At 64.3% G+C, this 17,182-nt stretch carries 17 protein-coding genes; 8 read left to right on the forward strand and 9 right to left on the reverse strand.

Annotated features, from left to right (window positions below; genetic code table 11):
* Positions 1 to 43 precede the first annotated feature (43 nt).
* Complete coding sequence (gene nadB / locus JY451_05020; GenBank protein QZH75942.1) at positions 44 to 1,642, reverse strand: L-aspartate oxidase; 1,599 nt, start codon at positions 1,640 to 1,642, stop codon at positions 44 to 46.
* Between the two features lies 1 nt (position 1,643).
* Complete coding sequence (locus tag JY451_05025; protein ID QZH75943.1) at positions 1,644 to 2,576, reverse strand: ABC transporter ATP-binding protein; 933 nt, start codon at positions 2,574 to 2,576, stop codon at positions 1,644 to 1,646.
* A gap of 56 nt (positions 2,577 to 2,632) precedes the next feature.
* Between JY451_05025 and JY451_05030 the strand changes: the two genes are divergently transcribed.
* From JY451_05030 to JY451_05040, 3 genes are all read left to right on the forward strand, one after another.
* A complete protein-coding gene (locus JY451_05030; GenBank protein QZH75944.1) occupies positions 2,633 to 2,875 on the forward strand; it encodes a zinc-finger domain-containing protein in 243 nt (80 codons plus the stop codon).
* 64 nt (positions 2,876 to 2,939) lie between these two features.
* The gene (locus tag JY451_05035) at positions 2,940 to 3,341 is read left to right on the forward strand and encodes a hypothetical protein (GenBank protein QZH75945.1); all 402 of its coding nucleotides are present in this window, start codon (positions 2,940 to 2,942) and stop codon (positions 3,339 to 3,341) included.
* A 7-nt stretch (positions 3,342 to 3,348) separates the two neighbouring features.
* A complete protein-coding gene (locus JY451_05040) occupies positions 3,349 to 3,903 on the forward strand; it encodes a DUF924 domain-containing protein (protein QZH75946.1) in 555 nt (184 codons plus the stop codon).
* A gap of 3 nt (positions 3,904 to 3,906) precedes the next feature.
* Here the strand turns inward: JY451_05040 and JY451_05045 are convergent, their stop codons facing one another.
* The 4 genes from JY451_05045 to JY451_05060 all read right to left on the reverse strand — a co-directional run bounded on the left by JY451_05045 (position 3,907) and on the right by JY451_05060 (position 7,853).
* Positions 3,907 to 4,695 (reverse strand): hypothetical protein, encoded by a 789-nt coding sequence (locus tag JY451_05045; protein ID QZH75947.1) that lies wholly within the window; start codon positions 4,693 to 4,695, stop codon positions 3,907 to 3,909.
* An 85-nt stretch (positions 4,696 to 4,780) separates the two neighbouring features.
* The gene (locus tag JY451_05050) at positions 4,781 to 5,236 is read right to left on the reverse strand and encodes a CHRD domain-containing protein (GenBank protein QZH75948.1); all 456 of its coding nucleotides are present in this window, start codon (positions 5,234 to 5,236) and stop codon (positions 4,781 to 4,783) included.
* 104 nt (positions 5,237 to 5,340) lie between these two features.
* Positions 5,341 to 6,909, reverse strand: a complete 1,569-nt coding sequence (gene guaA, locus JY451_05055) for a glutamine-hydrolyzing GMP synthase (protein ID QZH76569.1) — start codon at positions 6,907 to 6,909, stop codon at positions 5,341 to 5,343.
* Positions 6,910 to 6,995: 86 nt separating this feature from the next.
* Positions 6,996 to 7,853 (reverse strand): winged helix-turn-helix domain-containing protein, encoded by an 858-nt coding sequence (locus JY451_05060; GenBank protein ID QZH75949.1) that lies wholly within the window; start codon positions 7,851 to 7,853, stop codon positions 6,996 to 6,998.
* A 149-nt stretch (positions 7,854 to 8,002) separates the two neighbouring features.
* Here JY451_05060 and JY451_05065 point away from each other — a divergent pair, with 149 nt between their 5' ends.
* The 5 genes from JY451_05065 to JY451_05085 all read left to right on the forward strand — a co-directional run bounded on the left by JY451_05065 (position 8,003) and on the right by JY451_05085 (position 14,939).
* Complete coding sequence (locus tag JY451_05065; GenBank protein ID QZH75950.1) at positions 8,003 to 9,847, forward strand: hypothetical protein; 1,845 nt, start codon at positions 8,003 to 8,005, stop codon at positions 9,845 to 9,847.
* 320 nt (positions 9,848 to 10,167) lie between these two features.
* Positions 10,168 to 12,735, forward strand: a complete 2,568-nt coding sequence (gyrB, locus tag JY451_05070) for a DNA topoisomerase (ATP-hydrolyzing) subunit B (protein ID QZH76570.1) — start codon at positions 10,168 to 10,170, stop codon at positions 12,733 to 12,735.
* Entirely contained in the window at positions 12,732 to 13,121 is a 390-nt protein-coding gene (locus tag JY451_05075) for a hypothetical protein (protein QZH75951.1), read from the forward strand. Before gyrB ends, JY451_05075 begins: the two co-directional genes overlap by 4 nt.
* A gap of 22 nt (positions 13,122 to 13,143) precedes the next feature.
* Positions 13,144 to 14,220, forward strand: coding sequence for an AI-2E family transporter (locus JY451_05080; protein ID QZH75952.1), 1,077 nt, complete (start codon positions 13,144 to 13,146; stop codon positions 14,218 to 14,220).
* Positions 14,220 to 14,939, forward strand: coding sequence for a M50 family metallopeptidase (locus JY451_05085; GenBank protein ID QZH75953.1), 720 nt, complete (start codon positions 14,220 to 14,222; stop codon positions 14,937 to 14,939). The genes JY451_05080 and JY451_05085 overlap by 1 nt, the downstream gene beginning before the upstream one ends.
* Before the next feature lie 9 nt (positions 14,940 to 14,948).
* On the opposite strand, the gene JY451_05090 is transcribed toward JY451_05085, so the two are convergent.
* The 3 genes from JY451_05090 to JY451_05100 form a co-directional block, all read right to left on the reverse strand.
* On the reverse strand, positions 14,949 to 15,602 hold the full coding sequence (locus JY451_05090) for a hypothetical protein (GenBank protein ID QZH75954.1): 654 nt from the start codon (positions 15,600 to 15,602) through the stop codon (positions 14,949 to 14,951).
* Between the two features lie 77 nt (positions 15,603 to 15,679).
* A complete protein-coding gene (locus JY451_05095; protein QZH75955.1) occupies positions 15,680 to 16,477 on the reverse strand; it encodes a DUF1295 domain-containing protein in 798 nt (265 codons plus the stop codon).
* A complete protein-coding gene (locus JY451_05100; protein ID QZH75956.1) occupies positions 16,470 to 17,132 on the reverse strand; it encodes a 1-acyl-sn-glycerol-3-phosphate acyltransferase in 663 nt (220 codons plus the stop codon). Before JY451_05100 ends, JY451_05095 begins: the two co-directional genes overlap by 8 nt.
* Positions 17,133 to 17,182: the final 50 nt, after the last annotated feature.

Consider the following 17,182-nt stretch of genomic DNA (forward strand, 5'->3'; position numbering starts at 1 on the left):
GACAATTCCCCCCTTTGTCCTTCCGTAGTCTACTATTCTCTGTTCAAGGCACCAGCACCGTATCCACCGCCACTGCGTCGGTCTCCGGATAATCGAGCGTATAGTGCAGCCCCCTACTCTCGTGCCGCCGCAGCGCGCACTGCACGATCAGGTCGGCGCACTGGTGGAGGTTCCTGAGTTCGATCAGGTCGGTCGTCACCCGGAAATGGCCGTAATAGTCGGCGATCTCGCTCGCCAGCAGGTCGATGCGGTGTTTGGCGCGTTCGAGCCGTTTGGTGGTGCGGACGATGCCGACATAGTTCCACATCATCCGCCGGATTTCGGTCCAGTTCTGCTTGATGACTACTTCCTCGTCCGAATCGGTCACCCGGCTTTCGTCCCACTCGCGCACTAGCGGGGGGGCTTCGAAGCTGTCCCAGCGCGTGAGAATATGCTGCGCCGCCGCCTCGCCGAACACGAAGCATTCGAGCAGCGAGTTCGATGCCAGCCGGTTCGCGCCGTGCAGCCCACTTTCGGTGCATTCGCCCGCCGCATAGAGCCCCGGCAGGTCGGTGCGGCCATCGAGATCGATCACCACGCCGCCGCAGGTATAGTGCTGCGCAGGAACCACCGGGATCGGCTGCGTGGTCATGTCGATGCCGAGGCCGATCAGCTTTTCGTAGATGTTGGGGAAATGCTCGCGGACGAATTCCGGCGGCTGGTGGCTGATGTCGAGATGGACGTAATCGAGGCCGTAGCGCTTGATCTGGTCGTCGATCGCGCGGGCAACCACATCGCGCGGGGCCAGTTCCATCCGTTCAGGATCGTAATCGGCCATGAAGCGGTGGCCGGTTTCGGGATGGTAGAGCCGCCCGCCCTCGCCGCGCACGGCCTCGGTGATGAGGAAGTTCTTGACCTCCAGATTGTACAGGCAGGTGGGGTGGAACTGCATCATCTCCATGTTGGAAACTCGCGCCCCCGCACGCCAGGCCATCGCGATCCCGTCCCCCGTCGCCCCGCGCGGAGAAGTGCTGAACTGATACACGCGCCCCGCGCCGCCCGCCGCCAGGATCGTCGCCCGCGCGGTATAGGCCACCACCTTGCCGCTCGCGCTGTCGAGCGCATAGGCGCCCCAGACCCGGCCCGAACCCGAATAGCGCTCCTCGTTGCGCCCGGTGATCAGATCGACGCAGCTCTGTTCGGGCAGCAGGGTTATGTTGGGATTTTCCTCCGCCGCCTTCAGCAGCGCCGCCTGCACTGCCCAGCCGGTCGCGTCGTTCACATGGACGATGCGGCGATGCGAATGCCCGCCTTCGCGCGTGAGGTGGAGGTCGCCGCCTTCCTCGATCCGCTCACGGTTGAACGGCACGCCCAGTTCGCACAGCCGGTCAATCGCGGCAGGGGCGCGCTCGATGACCATTTCCACCGTCGCCAGATCGTTCAGCCCCGCCCCGGCGACCATCGTGTCGCGGATGTGATCCTCGAACGTATCACCTGCATCGAGCACGGCAGCGATCCCGCCCTGCGCCCATGCGGTCGAACCGGAGTTGAGCGGGCCCTTTGCCAGCACCAGCACCTGGAGCTTCGTCGCCAGGGTGAGCGCGGCGGTGAGACCGGCGGCGCCGGAACCAATGATGAGGACGTCGTATTCGCTTGCCGCCATCTCACCCCGCCCCGGTCAACTGCACGAATACATCTTCGAGGTCCGCCTCGCGTGTCGTCACGTCCTCGATGCCATAGCCGTGCTGCTGGATCAGTGCCAACACCTGCCCCGCGCTGGCAGCATCGCGGTTATAAGTGACTTCGAGCACCCGGTCCTCGATCACCTCGGCCTTGGTGAAGGCCGCTTCCATAATCGGGCCGGCGAGGTCCTTGTCCAGCGTGACGCGGACAATCTTCTCGCGCGCCATGCCCACCAGTTCGCGGGTGGTCTTGTTGGCGATCACCTTCCCCTTGTCGATAATGGCGATGCGCTCGCAAAGCTGCTCGGCCTCTTCGAGGTAGTGGGTAGTCAGCACCACCGTCACCCCCTCGCCGTTCAGTTGCTGCACCAGTTCCCACAGCTGGCGGCGCAGTTCCACGTCCACCCCGGCCGTCGGCTCGTCCAGCACCAGGATCGGTGGCGAATGGACCATGGCCTTGGCAATCAGCAGTCGCCGCTTCATCCCGCCCGAAAGCGTTCGGGCATAGGCGTTGCGCTTGTCCTCCAGCCGCACCGCGCGCAGCAGGTCCTCGCTGCGGCGCAGCGTCTTGGCGATGCCGTACATACCGGCCTGGTTTTCCAGCACTTCGAACGGGGTGAAGAACGGATCGAAGACGATTTCCTGCGGCACGATGCCGATGTTGAGTTTCGCATTGCGATGGTCGGCATCGATATCATGGCCCCAGATCTTCACCGTCCCGCCGGTCTTGTTCACCAGCCCGGCCATGATGTTGATCAGGGTGGACTTGCCCGCGCCGTTCGGACCGAGCAGTCCGAACACCTGCCCCTGCGGCACATCGAAACTCACCCCGTCGAGCGCCAGCTTGGGCGGGGCTTTTTTGCTCCCGGCATAGGTCTTGCGCAGGTCGCGGATTTCAATTGCGGCTTCGGTCATATCGACGTGCTCTTAGGGGCTTTTCCAGCCCTGCGTAAAGCGATAGGAGCGCGGGAATGGAACAGGCACCACAAACCACTCTTGTCGAAACCGATCGCGTCTGGTGCGATGGCGCCGGGGACATTCGCGGCGGTGCGAATTATCTGCCCGCCAGCCTCGGCCACCCGCGCGTCTGGATGCAGATCGACGAGAAAGGGTATGTCGATTGCGGCTATTGCGACCGGCGCTTCGTGCTGAAGGGCGGTCCGGCAGACGGGGGCGATGCACCCGATGTGACCGCCGCGGGAGCCGCTGCCTAGGCCGCTTGCGGTCAGCCTGCGTTCAGTGATATCCTGCTAGGCCACGGCAAACAGGAGAATCGTCATGAAAATACCGATGATTGCCGCAGCTGCCACCGCTGCACTCGCGCTGGCCGTTCCCGCGTCCGCGCAGGATCGGGCCGAACGTGCCGAAGCTGCCTTTGCCGAGCTGGTCGATGGCCGGGTTGCTGGCGAACCGCAGTCTTGCATCAATACCTTCAACAGCAACCGCCTGCGGGTGGTCGAGCGCGTGGGCCTTGCCTATCGTGACGGCGACACGCTGTGGGTCGCGCGGGCCAGCAATCCCGAAGACCTGGGCGCGTGGGACGTGCCGATCATCGAACGTCACGGCAGCCGCCTGTGCCGCCACGACGTGATGCGCACGATTGATCGCGGTTCGGGCTTCTTCACCGGAAACCTGTTCCTGGGTGATTTCGTGCCCTACACCGAGGTGGCCGAAGGCTGATCCACGGGTGAGCGGGGCACAGCGGCGCTGGGCCGGGGAACTGCTGCACTTCTGGTTCCATCGCCTGACCCCGCGTGCCTGGTTCGGCGGATCGGCGGAACTGGACAGAGAAATCGAAAAGCGCTTCCGGCCAGAGCTGGAGGCGCTTTTTCTTATGCCGCCCGCCAGCTTTACCGCCACGCCCGCCGAAGCATTGGCGGCGGTGCTGTTGTTCGACCAGGTGCCGCGCAATTTATTTCGCGGAACCCCGCGCGCCTTCGCCACCGATCCGCTCGCTTGCGCAATTACCCGTCAGGCGCTGGATCTGGGTTTCGACTCGGCGCTTACAGGAGAGCAGGCGCAATTTCTCGCGATGCCGCTGATGCACAGCGAGCATATCGCCGATCAGCGGCTATCGCTGAAAGTGTTCCGGCGCATCAATAGTGGCAGCAATCTCGCCTTTGCGCGCAGCCATTACCGGATGATAGCCCGCTTCAGCCGCTTCCCGCATCGTAATAAGGTACTCGCTCGCCGAAGCACTCCTGCGGAAAAGCGCGCGGTGGAAGCGGGATTTGCCTGGTGACGCTCAGCCCTTCGGCTTGACCAGCTTCTCCGGTCGCCGCCGCTGCGCCTCGCCGAACAGGCCATAGGTCTTGTTGACGTAATTCGACACGTCGATGATCGAATCGAGAAAGGTGGTCAGTTCCGGCGTCAGTTCCTGTTCGACCAGCCGAACCCGCGCCGAGGGATTCTCTGTCTCGAACGAAACATAGAACCACGGCTCCCCGCGCGTCAGCTTGAGCGGCTGGGAGAGGTCGTACCATTCGAACGCCCAGGCCAGCGGGCGCGGCCAGATGTGGACCGGGAACCGCCCGCCCATCGCCACCCCGGGGCGCGCCTGCGGGAACCAGTGCAGGTAGGGCGCGGTCTGCACGACGTAGCACGGCTGGTCCGCCACGAAGACATAGGGCGCAGTGAATTGCAGGATCGGGCGATCGGGATGCCGCCATTCGCTCGGCGGCTGCAACTGGAACAGATTCGCCCGCCCCTGCGGCCGCATCGCCGATTGCTCGCCATCGGCGTCGGTCAGCTGCAATTGTCCCTGCCCATTGCGCACGAAGGCGAGTTCCAGATCGACCGGGCAGGGAATGACGAAATGCCGCCGGTCGAAATCGATCGCCGCCGGGCAGGCCTGAATAGACTTGGCACTGGCGCTCTTGGGATCGGTGCGTGCGAAGGCCTTGGGCGGGCCCCAGATCGAGCCGCCTGCCCCGGGCCAGCGGACCGTCCAGCCGACCGTGACCGTGCGGCCCTTGCCGCGTTCCTCGGCCTCGGAGGCGCCTGCATCTTCGGCGAAATAGTCGTCCCAGCTCATGGACGCGGCAATCGCCTGAATCGCCTTATCATGCAAGGCCGCGCGGAGTTGCACCAAGCAACGCGCGCGGCCTCGAAGGCTCTACTTAATTGTCGTCGTCGCGCAGCTGGCCGCGGATCGCGCCGTTGGGATACTGTGCTGTGTGGACGTTGACGTAAAAATCCTGCGGATTGCCGTCGAGCCGGTTCTGTGTCCATTCGGCGGCATCGGTGCAGCCGGTATATGTCCCTTCGTTCGACGCGCGCAGCGGGAACACCGGCGGGCCGTTCGTTCCTGCCCTACCGAAGTGGATATGCGCGGCAGTAATAGGCCCGATGTTGCGGATGTTGTTCAGGTCCCAGCAGACCTGGTCGGTTTCGTCGGAGAAGGAAATCTCCGCTTCACCTGCGCCATCGGTATCCCCGCCGCCGACTTCGGCAGCTCCGGTGAGCGTGGCGTAATAGGTTTCGGCGACTTCCTCGGCGACACTCTCTTCGAGCGTGGCACAGCCGGACAAGGCGATAATGGCAGCGCTAGCGGCCAGACTTGCAGCAATTTTCATGGCATTTCTCCTCGGGCGACACGTGCGACCTCGCGCCCATGTCAGCTCCAACGAGTGGTCACGAATTTACGTTCCCTGCGGCAGTGACGCGGTGAGCGATGCGCCTACTCCCATTCAATCGTTCCCGGGGGCTTGCTGGTGTAGTCGTAGACCACCCGGTTGATGCCCTTCACCTCGTTGACGATGCGGGTGGCGCACTGGGTCAGGAAAGCGGCATCGAAGGGATAGATGTCCGCCGTCATCCCGTCCATGCTCGTCACCGCGCGTAGCGCACAAACGTTGTCATAGGTGCGGTGATCGCCCATCACGCCCACGGTCTTGACCGGCAGCAGCACCGCGAAGGCCTGCCAGATCGCGTCGTAGAGGCCGGCGTTGCGGATTTCCTCGAGATAGATCGCGTCGGCCTTGCGCAGGATGTCGCAGCGCTCCTTGGTGACTTCGCCGGGGATGCGGATCGCGAGGCCGGGGCCGGGGAAGGGGTGGCGGCCGACGAACAACTCGTTCAGCCCCAGTTCGCGGCCCAGCACCCGCACTTCGTCCTTGAACAGTTCCCGCAGGGGTTCGACCAGCTGCATGTTCATGCGTTCGGGCAGGCCGCCGACATTGTGGTGGCTCTTGATCGTCACGCTCGGCCCGCCGGTGAAGCTGACGCTCTCGATCACATCGGGGTAGAGCGTGCCCTGGGCAAGGAAATCCGCGCCGCCGATCCTGGCCGCTTCTTCCTCGAAGACCTTGATGAATTCACCGCCAATGAACTTGCGCTTCTTCTCCGGGTCGGTCTCGCCCGCGAGACCCGCCATGAAGCGTTCCTCGGCATCGACCACCACCAGCGGGATGTTGTAATGATCGCGGAACAGGCTCTCGACCTGCTCGCGCTCATTCATCCGCAGCAGCCCGTGATCGACGAAGACGCAGGTGAGCTGGTCGCCGACTGCTTCGTGGATCAGGATCGCGGCGACCGAGCTGTCGACCCCGCCCGAAAGCCCGCAAATCACGCGCCCACTGCCAACCTGCCGCCGGATATCGGCGACCTTGGTCTCGCGATAGGCGGCCATCGTCCAGTCCCCCTTGAGCCCGCAGACGCGGTGGACGAAGTTGGCCAGCAGTTTCGCCCCATCGGGGGTGTGCACCACTTCGGGATGGAACTGGGTGCCGTAGAACTGCCGCGCTTCGTCGGCGATCACCGCGAAGGGCGCACCATCGCTGACGGCGACGATTTCAAAACCGGGCGCAAAGCGGGTTACCTTGTCGCCGTGGCTCATCCACACCTGGTGTCGCTCGCCCACCTGCCACAGCCCATCGAACAGCGCGCATTCTTTCGTGACGGTGAGAAAGGCCCGTCCGAATTCGCCGCCGTCACCCACTTCGTGGCCCGGCCGCACTTCGCCGCCCAACTGGTGGCTCATCACCTGCTGGCCGTAACAGATGCCGAGGATCGGCACCCCGGCTTCGAACAGCATGGCCGGCGCGCGCGGGCTGCCTTCCTCCGGCACGCCGGCGGGTGATCCGGAGAGAATAATGCCCTTGGGTTTCAGCCGGTGAAACGCTTCCTCCGCCAGCGTGAACGGAGCGATTTCGGAATAGACCCCGGCTTCCCGCACCCGGCGGGCGATGAGTTGAGTCACCTGACTGCCGAAATCGACGATCAGGATGGAGTCGGTGGGCTGATTCATCATGGGCAGGCGCTTAGGTCGGCGGCGCCTGCCTGTCTAGAAGATGGCGAGAGCCGAACGCCGCGATCTTCGCAGCGAAAGCAGTGTCAGCGCGGCGACACTTCGTCGTCGATTTCGAACAATGGCAACAATGCCGCGTAAAGCTCATCCGAAGTCACGGCAGCCCGTTGCCCGCCAGCCTCGGCAAGCAATCGCTCCTGCGCCACGGAAGGCACCACAGTATAAAGGAAGAACGGCGTAGGGTCATTGCGACGCCGCATCTCGCGCACCAGTTCAAGCCCTGCCAGTGGCGTTTCGCCGCGATTCATGTCGGAAATGACCGCGTTATAATCGTACATTTCCAGCAAGGCGAGCGCCTGCTCGGTGCTGGGGGCCTGGTAGACGGCGATCCCCCGCCGCTCAAGGTAGCTGGTCTCCTCGGAATTGTTGTCGGGGTTGTCGTCGACCCACAGCACGCGTCCGACCGCGTCGGCGGCCTCGCCGCGCTGGAGCGCGGAAAGTTCCGATGCCGAGCCGGTACGCGGCGCGCTGACCAGCCACCAGGTTGCGAGCACCCCCACCGCCAGGCTCGCCGCGATCAGTGCCGCCTTGTTGCGGTCGAGCCTCGGCGTGGCGGGCCGGACCGCCGAAGTGGCGGCCGGCTCCGGCTCGGTTTCCAGCCGGTAGCCGTAGCCGTGGACCGTCCTGAGCGCGTGGCCATCCTCGCCCAGCGCGATGCGCAGTCGCCCGATCGCCTTGGCGAGCGAGTTCTCGTGCACGACGCGGCCGGGCCAGCCCGCTTCGAGCAGGCGATCCTTGTCCACGGTGCTGCCGGGATCGCTGAGCAGGATGGCGAGGATGGCGATGCAGGGACGGTCAATCTCGACCCGGCGGCCGTTCACCGTCAACCGGCTGTGCGCGGCGTCCAACTCGACCTTGCCGAAACGCGTCACGCCGTGGTCCATCGGCCCTCCGGTCCCGATATGACATTGTTTTTCAGCGCCGTCGATACGTCCTAGAGAGCGCGTTTTCATAATTTTTCAGAACTCGGGAAAGACATGGTGCACGTTCGGCTGGAAGTAGCCTGAAGGTCGCGGGCGCAGCGATCCGGCCTATGATCGACGGGGGGAAGGCGATGAAGCGGAAATTGCAGGCCATGGCACTGGCTGGCGCGAGCATGATCACTCTGGCTCTGGCTGCCCCGGTGGCGGCGCAGGAGACAGAAATGCTGCGCGATTTCGCGGTGCGCGCCGCAGACTCGAACAGCCGTCTGTACGATCTGTTCGGATCCGCCCAACCATTGGAGCCGTGCGACCTTGAAGGATTCCGGAGCGAACTTGAAACGCTCCAAGGTCTGGCAAACGAAGGCCGGGCGATTGCGCGCGCAGCCGCGGCCGCCGCCGAAGCAGGTGCCCCGAGTCAGGTGGACGCTGGCCAGGCGTCAGCCGTATCGGCATCGGTGGACGACATTCTGACCCGCTGGCGCGCGTCGTTACCCGAATGCGAAAGGCGATCCCGCTTAGTCATGGACGATGAGGGACGGTTCGTCGATCCGTCAGCGCTGGCCCCTTCACCACAGGCGGAGGCCGCGCCCGACGCGGATGATAGCGCCGATATCTCCGACGATCCGGACGCGGGGACGCGCTCGAGCGGTATGACGCCAGGGGATGCGGACGCGACGCCGACTCCTGACGCCGCCGGAGCGGGCGCGCCAGCGCTCACCCCCGCGCAGCAGGCGCGGCTGGACCTGATCGGGCCGATGGTCGCACAGATGGAGATTGCCGCGCGCAACGGCGATTGCCGGCGGGTCGCGGAGTTGCGCGATTCCTTCCTGCAATTGTCATTCATGACGATACCTGACGCCATGCGCGATTCGATGATCGCCGAAATGCGGGCGATCTACGAGGAATTTTGCGCACCCCGGCCGGGCCCGCAGAGCAACGGGCCGACCATCGGCTTGCTCGGCGGCTTCGGCCAGGCACGCGTCCCGCAGGCGAGCGGCGGCTTCCAGGAGCAGGGCGGCGAGGAAGTCGCAGCCGGAACCAGCCCGCGCGGAATCGACTACTTCCGCCTGGCAGGGTTCATCGAGTTCAATGCCGGAAGCCTGCCGCTGCGCTTCGGCGCCAGTTACGGCGAAGGGTCGGGTTCAAGCGTGTTCGATGTCCCGTCCGGAACCCGCTCGGGCGTGGTCAACGGCGCCGAATCGCCCAACGGCAGCACCGGGATCAGCGCCTCTGAGGGCGTCGGCGGCACCGCGCGCGTCGAGCGCCAGGACATCACTGTGGCCGGCTCTGTGCAGATCGCGGGTCGCAGAGGCATCGTGCCGGTCTTCGAGCTTGGCATCTATAGTGGCGGCGCATGGAACGAATCGTGGTTCGACGGGGGCGAGAGCTTTCCGACCCAGCCCCTGTTCGGAGCCTCGTTCTGGACCAGCTACACTTTCAGTGAGAGCGATTACGGCGTGCGCGCGGGGGCTTCGGGCACTACCTCGGGCGGCTTCAGCTTCGCTTTCGAGCAGGACCGCGCTTTCGAGATCCGCGAACATCTGTTCGGGGCCGGGTTGGCCGGTGGCATCGCCATCCCGCTGGCGCCGCGCGTGATCGCGCATGGCGGGGGCAGCGCCGGGGTGTTCTACCGTGATTCCCGCCTCGCGCTAACCGAGGTCAACACGCTCAATTTCGGTTCGGACGCGCCCGGCTTCACCATTGAGCTAGAGGACAAGGACAAGGGCGCGCTGTTTCGCGGCGACCTTGGCGCTGGGGTCAGCGTGGCGCTGAGCGACGATGTCGCGCTCACCATCGGCGGCTCGGCCAGCTGGTTCTCCAACCTCGCCGCGCCCTTTGCGCCCGAGGATGGCGACGCGGTGCTCGCCGGTGTGATCGCTGGCCTCGGGCGTGACGATGCCTGGATCTATCAGGGCACGATCGGCATTACCTTCAGGATTCCGAACCCGCGCTAGCAGCCACCCGCCTGTTGCTGACGCCCCGGCAGCGCGGGGTTTGCCAATGGTGAGGGCCATGCAATAGATTGTTGCATCGGACGCAACACTTGGCGACTATTTCGCATTTGCCTAACAATATTACACCGCCTATCTGCGCCCCGTCAGGCGACGCCGGGTAAGCGGCGCGCCGGGAATTTCATTCCCATCCCGAACCCCGGCCCGGAAGCACCCTCCCCCCAAACCCGCTTCCGGGCCACCCTTTCCCCTCCTTGCAATAGCTGTGGAACACCTGCCTGCGGCGGGCCGGAATGCTTCCTATTTCCCTTGGCAATTCCTATATGCTCGGCATGACAGATACCCCCGAGCAGAATCGCGAAAACACCCCCGATCTCACCCCCAATAATGCCAAGCGGATGGGCGAATACGGGGCGGAGAGCATCAAGGTGCTCAAAGGACTCGATGCCGTGCGCAAGCGGCCCGGCATGTACATCGGCGATACCGACGATGGCAGCGGGCTGCACCACATGGTGTTCGAGGTTTCCGACAATGCCATCGACGAGGCGCTGGCAGGCCATTGCGACCTGGTGCTGATCGAACTGAATGCCGATGGCTCAGTCTCGGTGGAAGACAACGGCCGCGGTATCCCCACCGGAATCCATTCCGAGGAAGGCGTTTCCGCCGCCGAAGTCATCATGACCCAGCTGCACGCAGGCGGGAAATTCGAGAATACCAACGACGACAATGCCTACAAGGTTTCCGGCGGCCTGCACGGTGTGGGCGTGTCGGTGGTCAATGCTCTTTCCGAATGGCTCGAACTCGTAATCTGGCGCGAGGGCAAGGAGCACTGGATGCGCTTCGAAGGCGGCGATGCGGTGGAGTCCCTGCGCGTTACCGGCGATGCACCGCCGGTTGCCTCCAATGGCGACGACAACGGGCTGAAGAAAGGCACCCGCGTCACCTTCAAGGCCAGCGAAGAGACGTTCAAGAACGTGCTCGAATTCGATTTCGACAAGCTGGAGCACCGCTACCGCGAACTGGCTTTCCTCAATTCGGGCGTCCGCATCCTGCTGCGCGATCGGCGCCACGAGGAAACCGTGGAGCATGACCTGTTCTACGAGGGCGGAATTGCGGCCTTCGTCAAATGGCTCGATCGCAACAAGGCGCCGCTGGTGCCCGAACCGATCTCGGTGTCAGCCGAAAAGGACGGCATCGGCATCGACGTGGCGCTGGAATGGAACGATTCGTATTACGAAAACGTCCTCTGCTTCACCAACAACATTCCCCAGCGCGACGGCGGCACCCACCTCGCCGCCTTCCGTGCCGCGCTGACCCGTACGCTCAACAACTACGCCACCGCATCGGGCCTGCTCAAGAACACCAAGATCACGCTTTCGGGCGAGGACATGCGCGAGGGGCTGACCGCGATTGTCTCGGTCAAGCTGCCCGATCCCAAGTTCTCCAGCCAGACCAAGGACAAGCTGGTGTCCTCCGAAGTGCGCCAGCCGCTGGAAAGCCTGATGGGCGAGAAGATGAGCGAATGGCTGGAGGAAAACCCCGCCGACGCCAAGGCCATCGTCGCCAAGATCATCGATGCCGCCGCCGCTCGCGAAGCCGCGCGCAAGGCCCGCGAGATGAGCCGCAAGGGCGCGATGAGCATCGCCAGCCTGCCGGGCAAGCTCTCCGATTGCCGCGAGCGCGATCCGGCCAAGAGCGAACTGTTCCTCGTCGAAGGCGACAGCGCCGGTGGCTCGGCCAAGAGCGGGCGCGATTCCAAATATCAGGCGATCCTGCCGCTGCGGGGCAAGATTCTCAACGTGGAGCGCGCGCGGTTCGACCGGATCATTTCCAGCCGTGAAGTCGGCACGCTGATCCAGGCGATGGGCACGGGCTTGCGCGACGAGTTCAATCTTGAAAAGCTGCGCTACCACAAGATCGTCATCATGACCGACGCCGACGTCGACGGCGCGCATATCCGCACGCTGTTGCTGACCTTCTTCCACAGGCAGATGCCCGACATCATCAAGGCGGGGCACCTGTTCATTGCCCAGCCGCCGCTGTTCAAGGTCGCCAAGGGGCGCAGCGAGGTTTACCTCAAGGATCAGGGCGCGCTCGATCGCTATCTGGTTGAAAACGGACTGAACGACCGGGTGCTGGAAACCGCCGGGGGTGCACGTTCGGGTGCCGACCTTGCCGATCTGGTCGACAAGGCGCTGCTGCTGAAGAACCTGATGGCTTTCGTGCCGAAGAAATACGATGCCGCCGTGATCGAAGCGATGGCGATGGCGGGCGTGCTCGATCCCGAACTGTCGAAAGCGCAGCGGAATGAACGGCTCGCCCACGCGGCGGCGCAGATCCAGCTGAGCGATGTCGAAGCGCAATGGTCTGCGCGGCTCACTGACGATGGCGACGTGCGGTTCGACCGGGTGTGGCGCGGGGTGGCCGATGTCCACCTGATCGACGGCAAGTTCCTCGATTCAGCCGAGGCGCGCAAGCTGCACAAGCGCGGGGTCGAGCAGGCGGATACCTATGCCTCGCCGACGCGGCTGGTGAAGATCGGCAGCACCTCGGTGCAGCCGGTCGAGGAGGACAGCGAGGACACCGCTGCGGAGACGCCGAGCTTCGACCCCGAAGGCGCAATCACCCGCCCCAGCCAGTTGCTCGAAGCGGTACTGGCCGCCGGGCGCAAGGGCCTGGCGATCAGCCGCTACAAGGGTCTGGGCGAGATGAACGCCGAGCAGTTGTGGGAAACCACGCTTGATCCGGAAAACCGCGAATTGCTGCAGGTGAAGGTGGAGGACGCCGACGTCACCGATGAGATCTTCACCCGGCTGATGGGCGACGTGGTCGAGCCTCGTCGCGAATTCATCCAGGATAACGCCCTCAACGTGGCCAATCTCGACGTGTGATCCAGCCGCTGGCTCTGGGCGCGATCCTGATCGCGGCGCTGTGGCTGGGGCTGGTTGCCGTTATAATGGCGCTTTCCCCGCAGGTCGCGGTGCGCTCGCTGGCAGCGATGGGCAGCACCAGGGCGATCCATTTCGGCGAACATGTGCCGCGGGCGCTAGTCGGCGCGGCGATGATCCTGCGCGCGGTTGAATCAAAGGCTCCGCTCCTGTTCGAGCTGGGCGGCTGGTTCCTGGTCGCCAGTTCGATCGTCATCATGGTCGCGCCCCGCCAGTGGCACAACCACTATTCTGCATGGTGGGCTGAGCGGATTCCGCCGTGGGTTTTTCGCGCGCTGGCCCTGCCGACACTTTTGCTGGGCGGCGGTCTGGCCTATCTGGCGACTTGACTACGAAGGGGGAAAGAGACGGATGACGCAGGGAGAAGGACGCGCAAGGCTGGAAAGTGGCGGCTATCTGCTGTTCCTCGCGCTGGTCACCCTCGCCTTCATCGTCGTCATCTGGCCGTTTGCTTCGCCGCTGCTGTGGGCGACGCTGGCGGCGATCATGTTCCAGCCGCTCTACCAGTGGTTCCTGCGCAACCTGGGCGGCGGAGGCAATCGCGCGGCCATTGCCACGCTGCTGGTGATTACCGTTGCGGTGATCATCCCCGCGCTGTTCATCGGCGGAGTGGTGGTGGAGCAGGCGACGGCAGTCGTGCTCGCTTTCCAACGAGGCGATATCGACCTTGCCGGATGGTTTGAGACTATCCAGTCCGCACTGCCCGCAGCGGTGCGCGATAATCTCGATATGGAAGGTCTGGGCACCGCAGAACTGGTGCAACAACGCGCACAGGATCTCGCGCTCGAAAGCTCGGGCCTGATCGCGCAACAGGCACTGGCAATCACCGGCAGTGCAGTGGGTTTTGTGCTTTCGTTCGGCGTCGGGCTCTATGTCACCTATTTCCTCCTCCGCGACGGCAGGCAGATGGGCCAGCGGTTGCTCGCGCACCTACCTCTCGCAGGCGACGTGGCGGAGCGGCTGGCCGAGCGGTTCCTGTCGATCGTCCGTGCGACGATCAAGGGATCGGTGGTGGTTGGGTTGGTGCAGGGCGCGCTGGGGGCAATCACCTACTGGATCGCGGGAATGCCTTCGGTAGTGCTGCTCGGCTTGCTGACCGCGCTGTTCTCGCTGCTGCCCGCGGTGGGCCCGGCGATCGTCTGGGCGCCGGTGGCGATCTACCTCCTGGCGACGGGGGAGATCTGGCAGGGCGTACTGGTGCTTGTCTCCGGTGTAGCGGTGATCGGTATGGTGGACAATGTGCTGCGGCCCATATTGGTCGGACGCGATACCGGCATTCCCGACTGGATGATCCTGATTTCCACATTGGGCGGCATCGCGGCGATGGGACTCGCGGGGATCGTGGTCGGGCCGATGATCGCGGGGCTGTTCCTCGCCGGATGGTCGATCCTCTACGCCTCGCGCAATCCTGACGCGGGGTCAGCCTGATGTCGCTGGTGCGCCCCGGTTCGCGGGAGGAGCAGGTCGGGCGGCTGATCCTTGCCGCCGTGCTGGTCACCATGCTGCCTGCCGTACCGCTGGGCAATTACCTGATGTTCCCGTTCGTGATCCTCTCCACCTGGTATCACGAAATGGGCCACGGACTCGCGGCGCTGGCGACGGGGAACCGCTTCGAACTGCTGGTGATCAATGCCGATGGCTCCGGCTACGCGCAATCGAGCACGGCAATGGATGCCTCCGGTTTCACTCGCGCTTTCATCGCGATGGGCGGGCCGCTGGGGCCGAGTGTGCTGGGCTCGCTGTTGATCCTAGCCAGTTCGGCGCATCGCTATTGGAAGCCGGCGCTGCTGGCGCTGGCCTTGGCCCTCGCTTTGTCGACGCTGATCTGGGTGCGCAGCCTGGTCGGGTGGGCGGTGCTGCCGTTGCTGGCCTTGGGGATTGCCTGGCTCGCGCTGCGCGGTCCCGCATCGTGGCAAGTATTCGCGCTGCAATTCTTCGGCGTGCTCGGCGCGCTGAGCATGTTCGCCGACTGGAGCTACCTGTTTTCCGAAAGCGGCGTGGTCGGCGGGCAGGCGATGCTCTCGGACACTGGAGCAATGGAGGCAGAACTGTGGCTGCCCCACTGGCTCTGGGCGGCGCTGATCATCGGGCTCTCGGGTCTGATGGTTGGGGCCAGTCTCAAATACGCGCTCAAGCGCGAGGGCTGACCCCTTTCATCAATCGCGCACAGCCGCAGAGGGTGCTCGCAGATCAGATTGCCCGTCCCCGTCCAGATCGGTTCTGCGGGTCGTCGCCGGCGGATTTGGGTCGTGCGTTTCGGCGACGGTGGGCGCAGCCTCATTGCCGGTCGAGAGGTGATCGAACACCGCTTCGTAATGCTTCATCGCCTGCCGCATGTCTTCGGTGGTGGCGGCGCCCTGGCCGTGGCGCTGGACGATGGCATTGCCTTCACGGTAATGCCGCGCAACATCGCCGTGGTTCACCGTCAGGTCTTCGAAGCGGCGGTCGAAATCGGCCATCGGGTAGCCGACGGTCTTCATCATCGTCGCCAGCATCCGGTCCGCGTGCAGCACTGCTTCGGTCGGACTATCGACGAACACCGCCTTCACTTCTCGCCACTCGGTGGCAAAGCGCTGGTTCTCGTCGGCGGTAAGCTGGCGAATTTCCAGCGCCTCGACCCGCTTCTCGCGTTCGAGCAGCGCGCGTTCCGCAGCAGTGCGATCGCCACTTTCCTTCACCGTCCGGTCGTATTCGTCGCCGAAGCGGTCGCGAAGATGGTCGGTATGCCGCCGCCGCACCATCAGCCACACGCCGATGATAATAACCAGCACCACGAGGGCGAGTATGGCAATAAGTGTATTCTGGTCCATCGGAATTCTCCAGTAGAGACCCCTCCGCCTTGCGCTTCCTAACGCGCGATAACGTTGGCCGTTCCGCTCAACGGCTGTCAGGACTTGCGCGGAACCCAGGGGACAAACGCGGGAGTTCGTCGCACATAGTCGGCAAACGCCGCGCCATATCTCTCTCGCATTCCTTCCTCGGTCATCCCTGCTCCGGACCAGCGGACAAGCGTGAAGGTCAGGAACAGCGGCCCTGGCAAAGTCCAGATCACGGCTTCCGGAGCGATAGTCACCGCCACCAGCCAGATTCCCCACCAGACGCAGGCGTCACCGAAGTAATTGGGATGGCGGGTATAACGCCACAGGCCGCAATCCATCACCTTGCCGCGATTGAACGGATCGGCCTTGAACCGGTCGAGCTGCCAGTCGCCCACCCATTCGAACAGCAGACCGAGGAAGTAGATCGCAATCCCGATCCAGGCGAGCGAGCCGGGGGTTTGCACGGCGTCGCTGGCGAGGATGCCCACCTGCGACGGGCTGCTCACCAGCAGGATCAGCGCGGCCTGCAGCAACCAGACCTTCCACAACGCGGTCATGGCAAAGCGGCCCGCTTCGCGCGCGGGAGCGAGCATGGCGGCGTAACGCTTGTCCTCCCCGTGGCGGAGGAAACGCCGCAGCAGGTGCAGTCCCAGGCGCAGACCCCACACGATCGTCATTGCCGCGATAAGATGAGCCGAGGGCCCCTGCGGCTCCGCCTGCCACCAACTCAGCACTGCCAGCCCGGCCATCGCCAGCCCCCAGACGGCATCGGCGTAACTGACCTTGTGCATCACCAGCGAGAGCAGCCACAACGCCAGCGCCGCGGCAAACATAGCAGCGGCGTTGAGCGCCAGCGCTTCAGCCATCGTCCAGCCTTACAGGCGGAATTACCAGCAACGGGCGGGGCGAGAGCGGCTTGGGCGTCGCCACTTCGCCGCTAGCCTGCTCGGCCAGCACCGCGAACCGCGCACATTCGGGGTAGTTCTCGCGATAGAACGCGGCCAGCTTGGCCAGATCGGCATGGAAATCGCCGCTCGGCCAGATCGGTTCGCCAAGCCCGCCGCGCTTGGTCTGCTGGTTTACCCAGGCCGGAACAATCGGCACCCCTGCACCCAGGGCGATATGATAGAACCCGCTGCGCCAGCGCCCGTCGCTGTTGCGGCTGCCCTCCGGCGCGATCACCAGCGCAATCCGGTCCGCCGTCTTCACCGCCTCGATGACCGTGCCGACATAGCCGCGCGGGGAGGATCGATCGATCGGCATTCCGCCCATGTCGAGCATGAACCGCGTCATCGGCCATTTGAACAGCGTGTGCTTGCCGATGAAGCTGGGGCTGATCCCCAGTTCCTTTACCGCCCCGGCGAAGAAGACAAAATCCCAATTGGTAGTGTGCGGAGCGCCGATGAGGATGAACTTCGGAATGTGTGGCGCGCAACCTTCGAGCCGATAGCCTTTCCACCGGTAGAGGCCGCGTAGCAAGCGCCAGACTATGCGGGAGAGGAGGCTAGGGGTGCGGGTCACGCGCGTTCTTCTCCCAACCTCCACGGGCTAGGTTTGGGGAGGATTTAAGT

Origin of the sequence: Erythrobacter sp. (assembly GCA_019739335.1) — a bacterium.
Lineage (GTDB): Bacteria > Pseudomonadota > Alphaproteobacteria > Sphingomonadales > Sphingomonadaceae > Alteraurantiacibacter.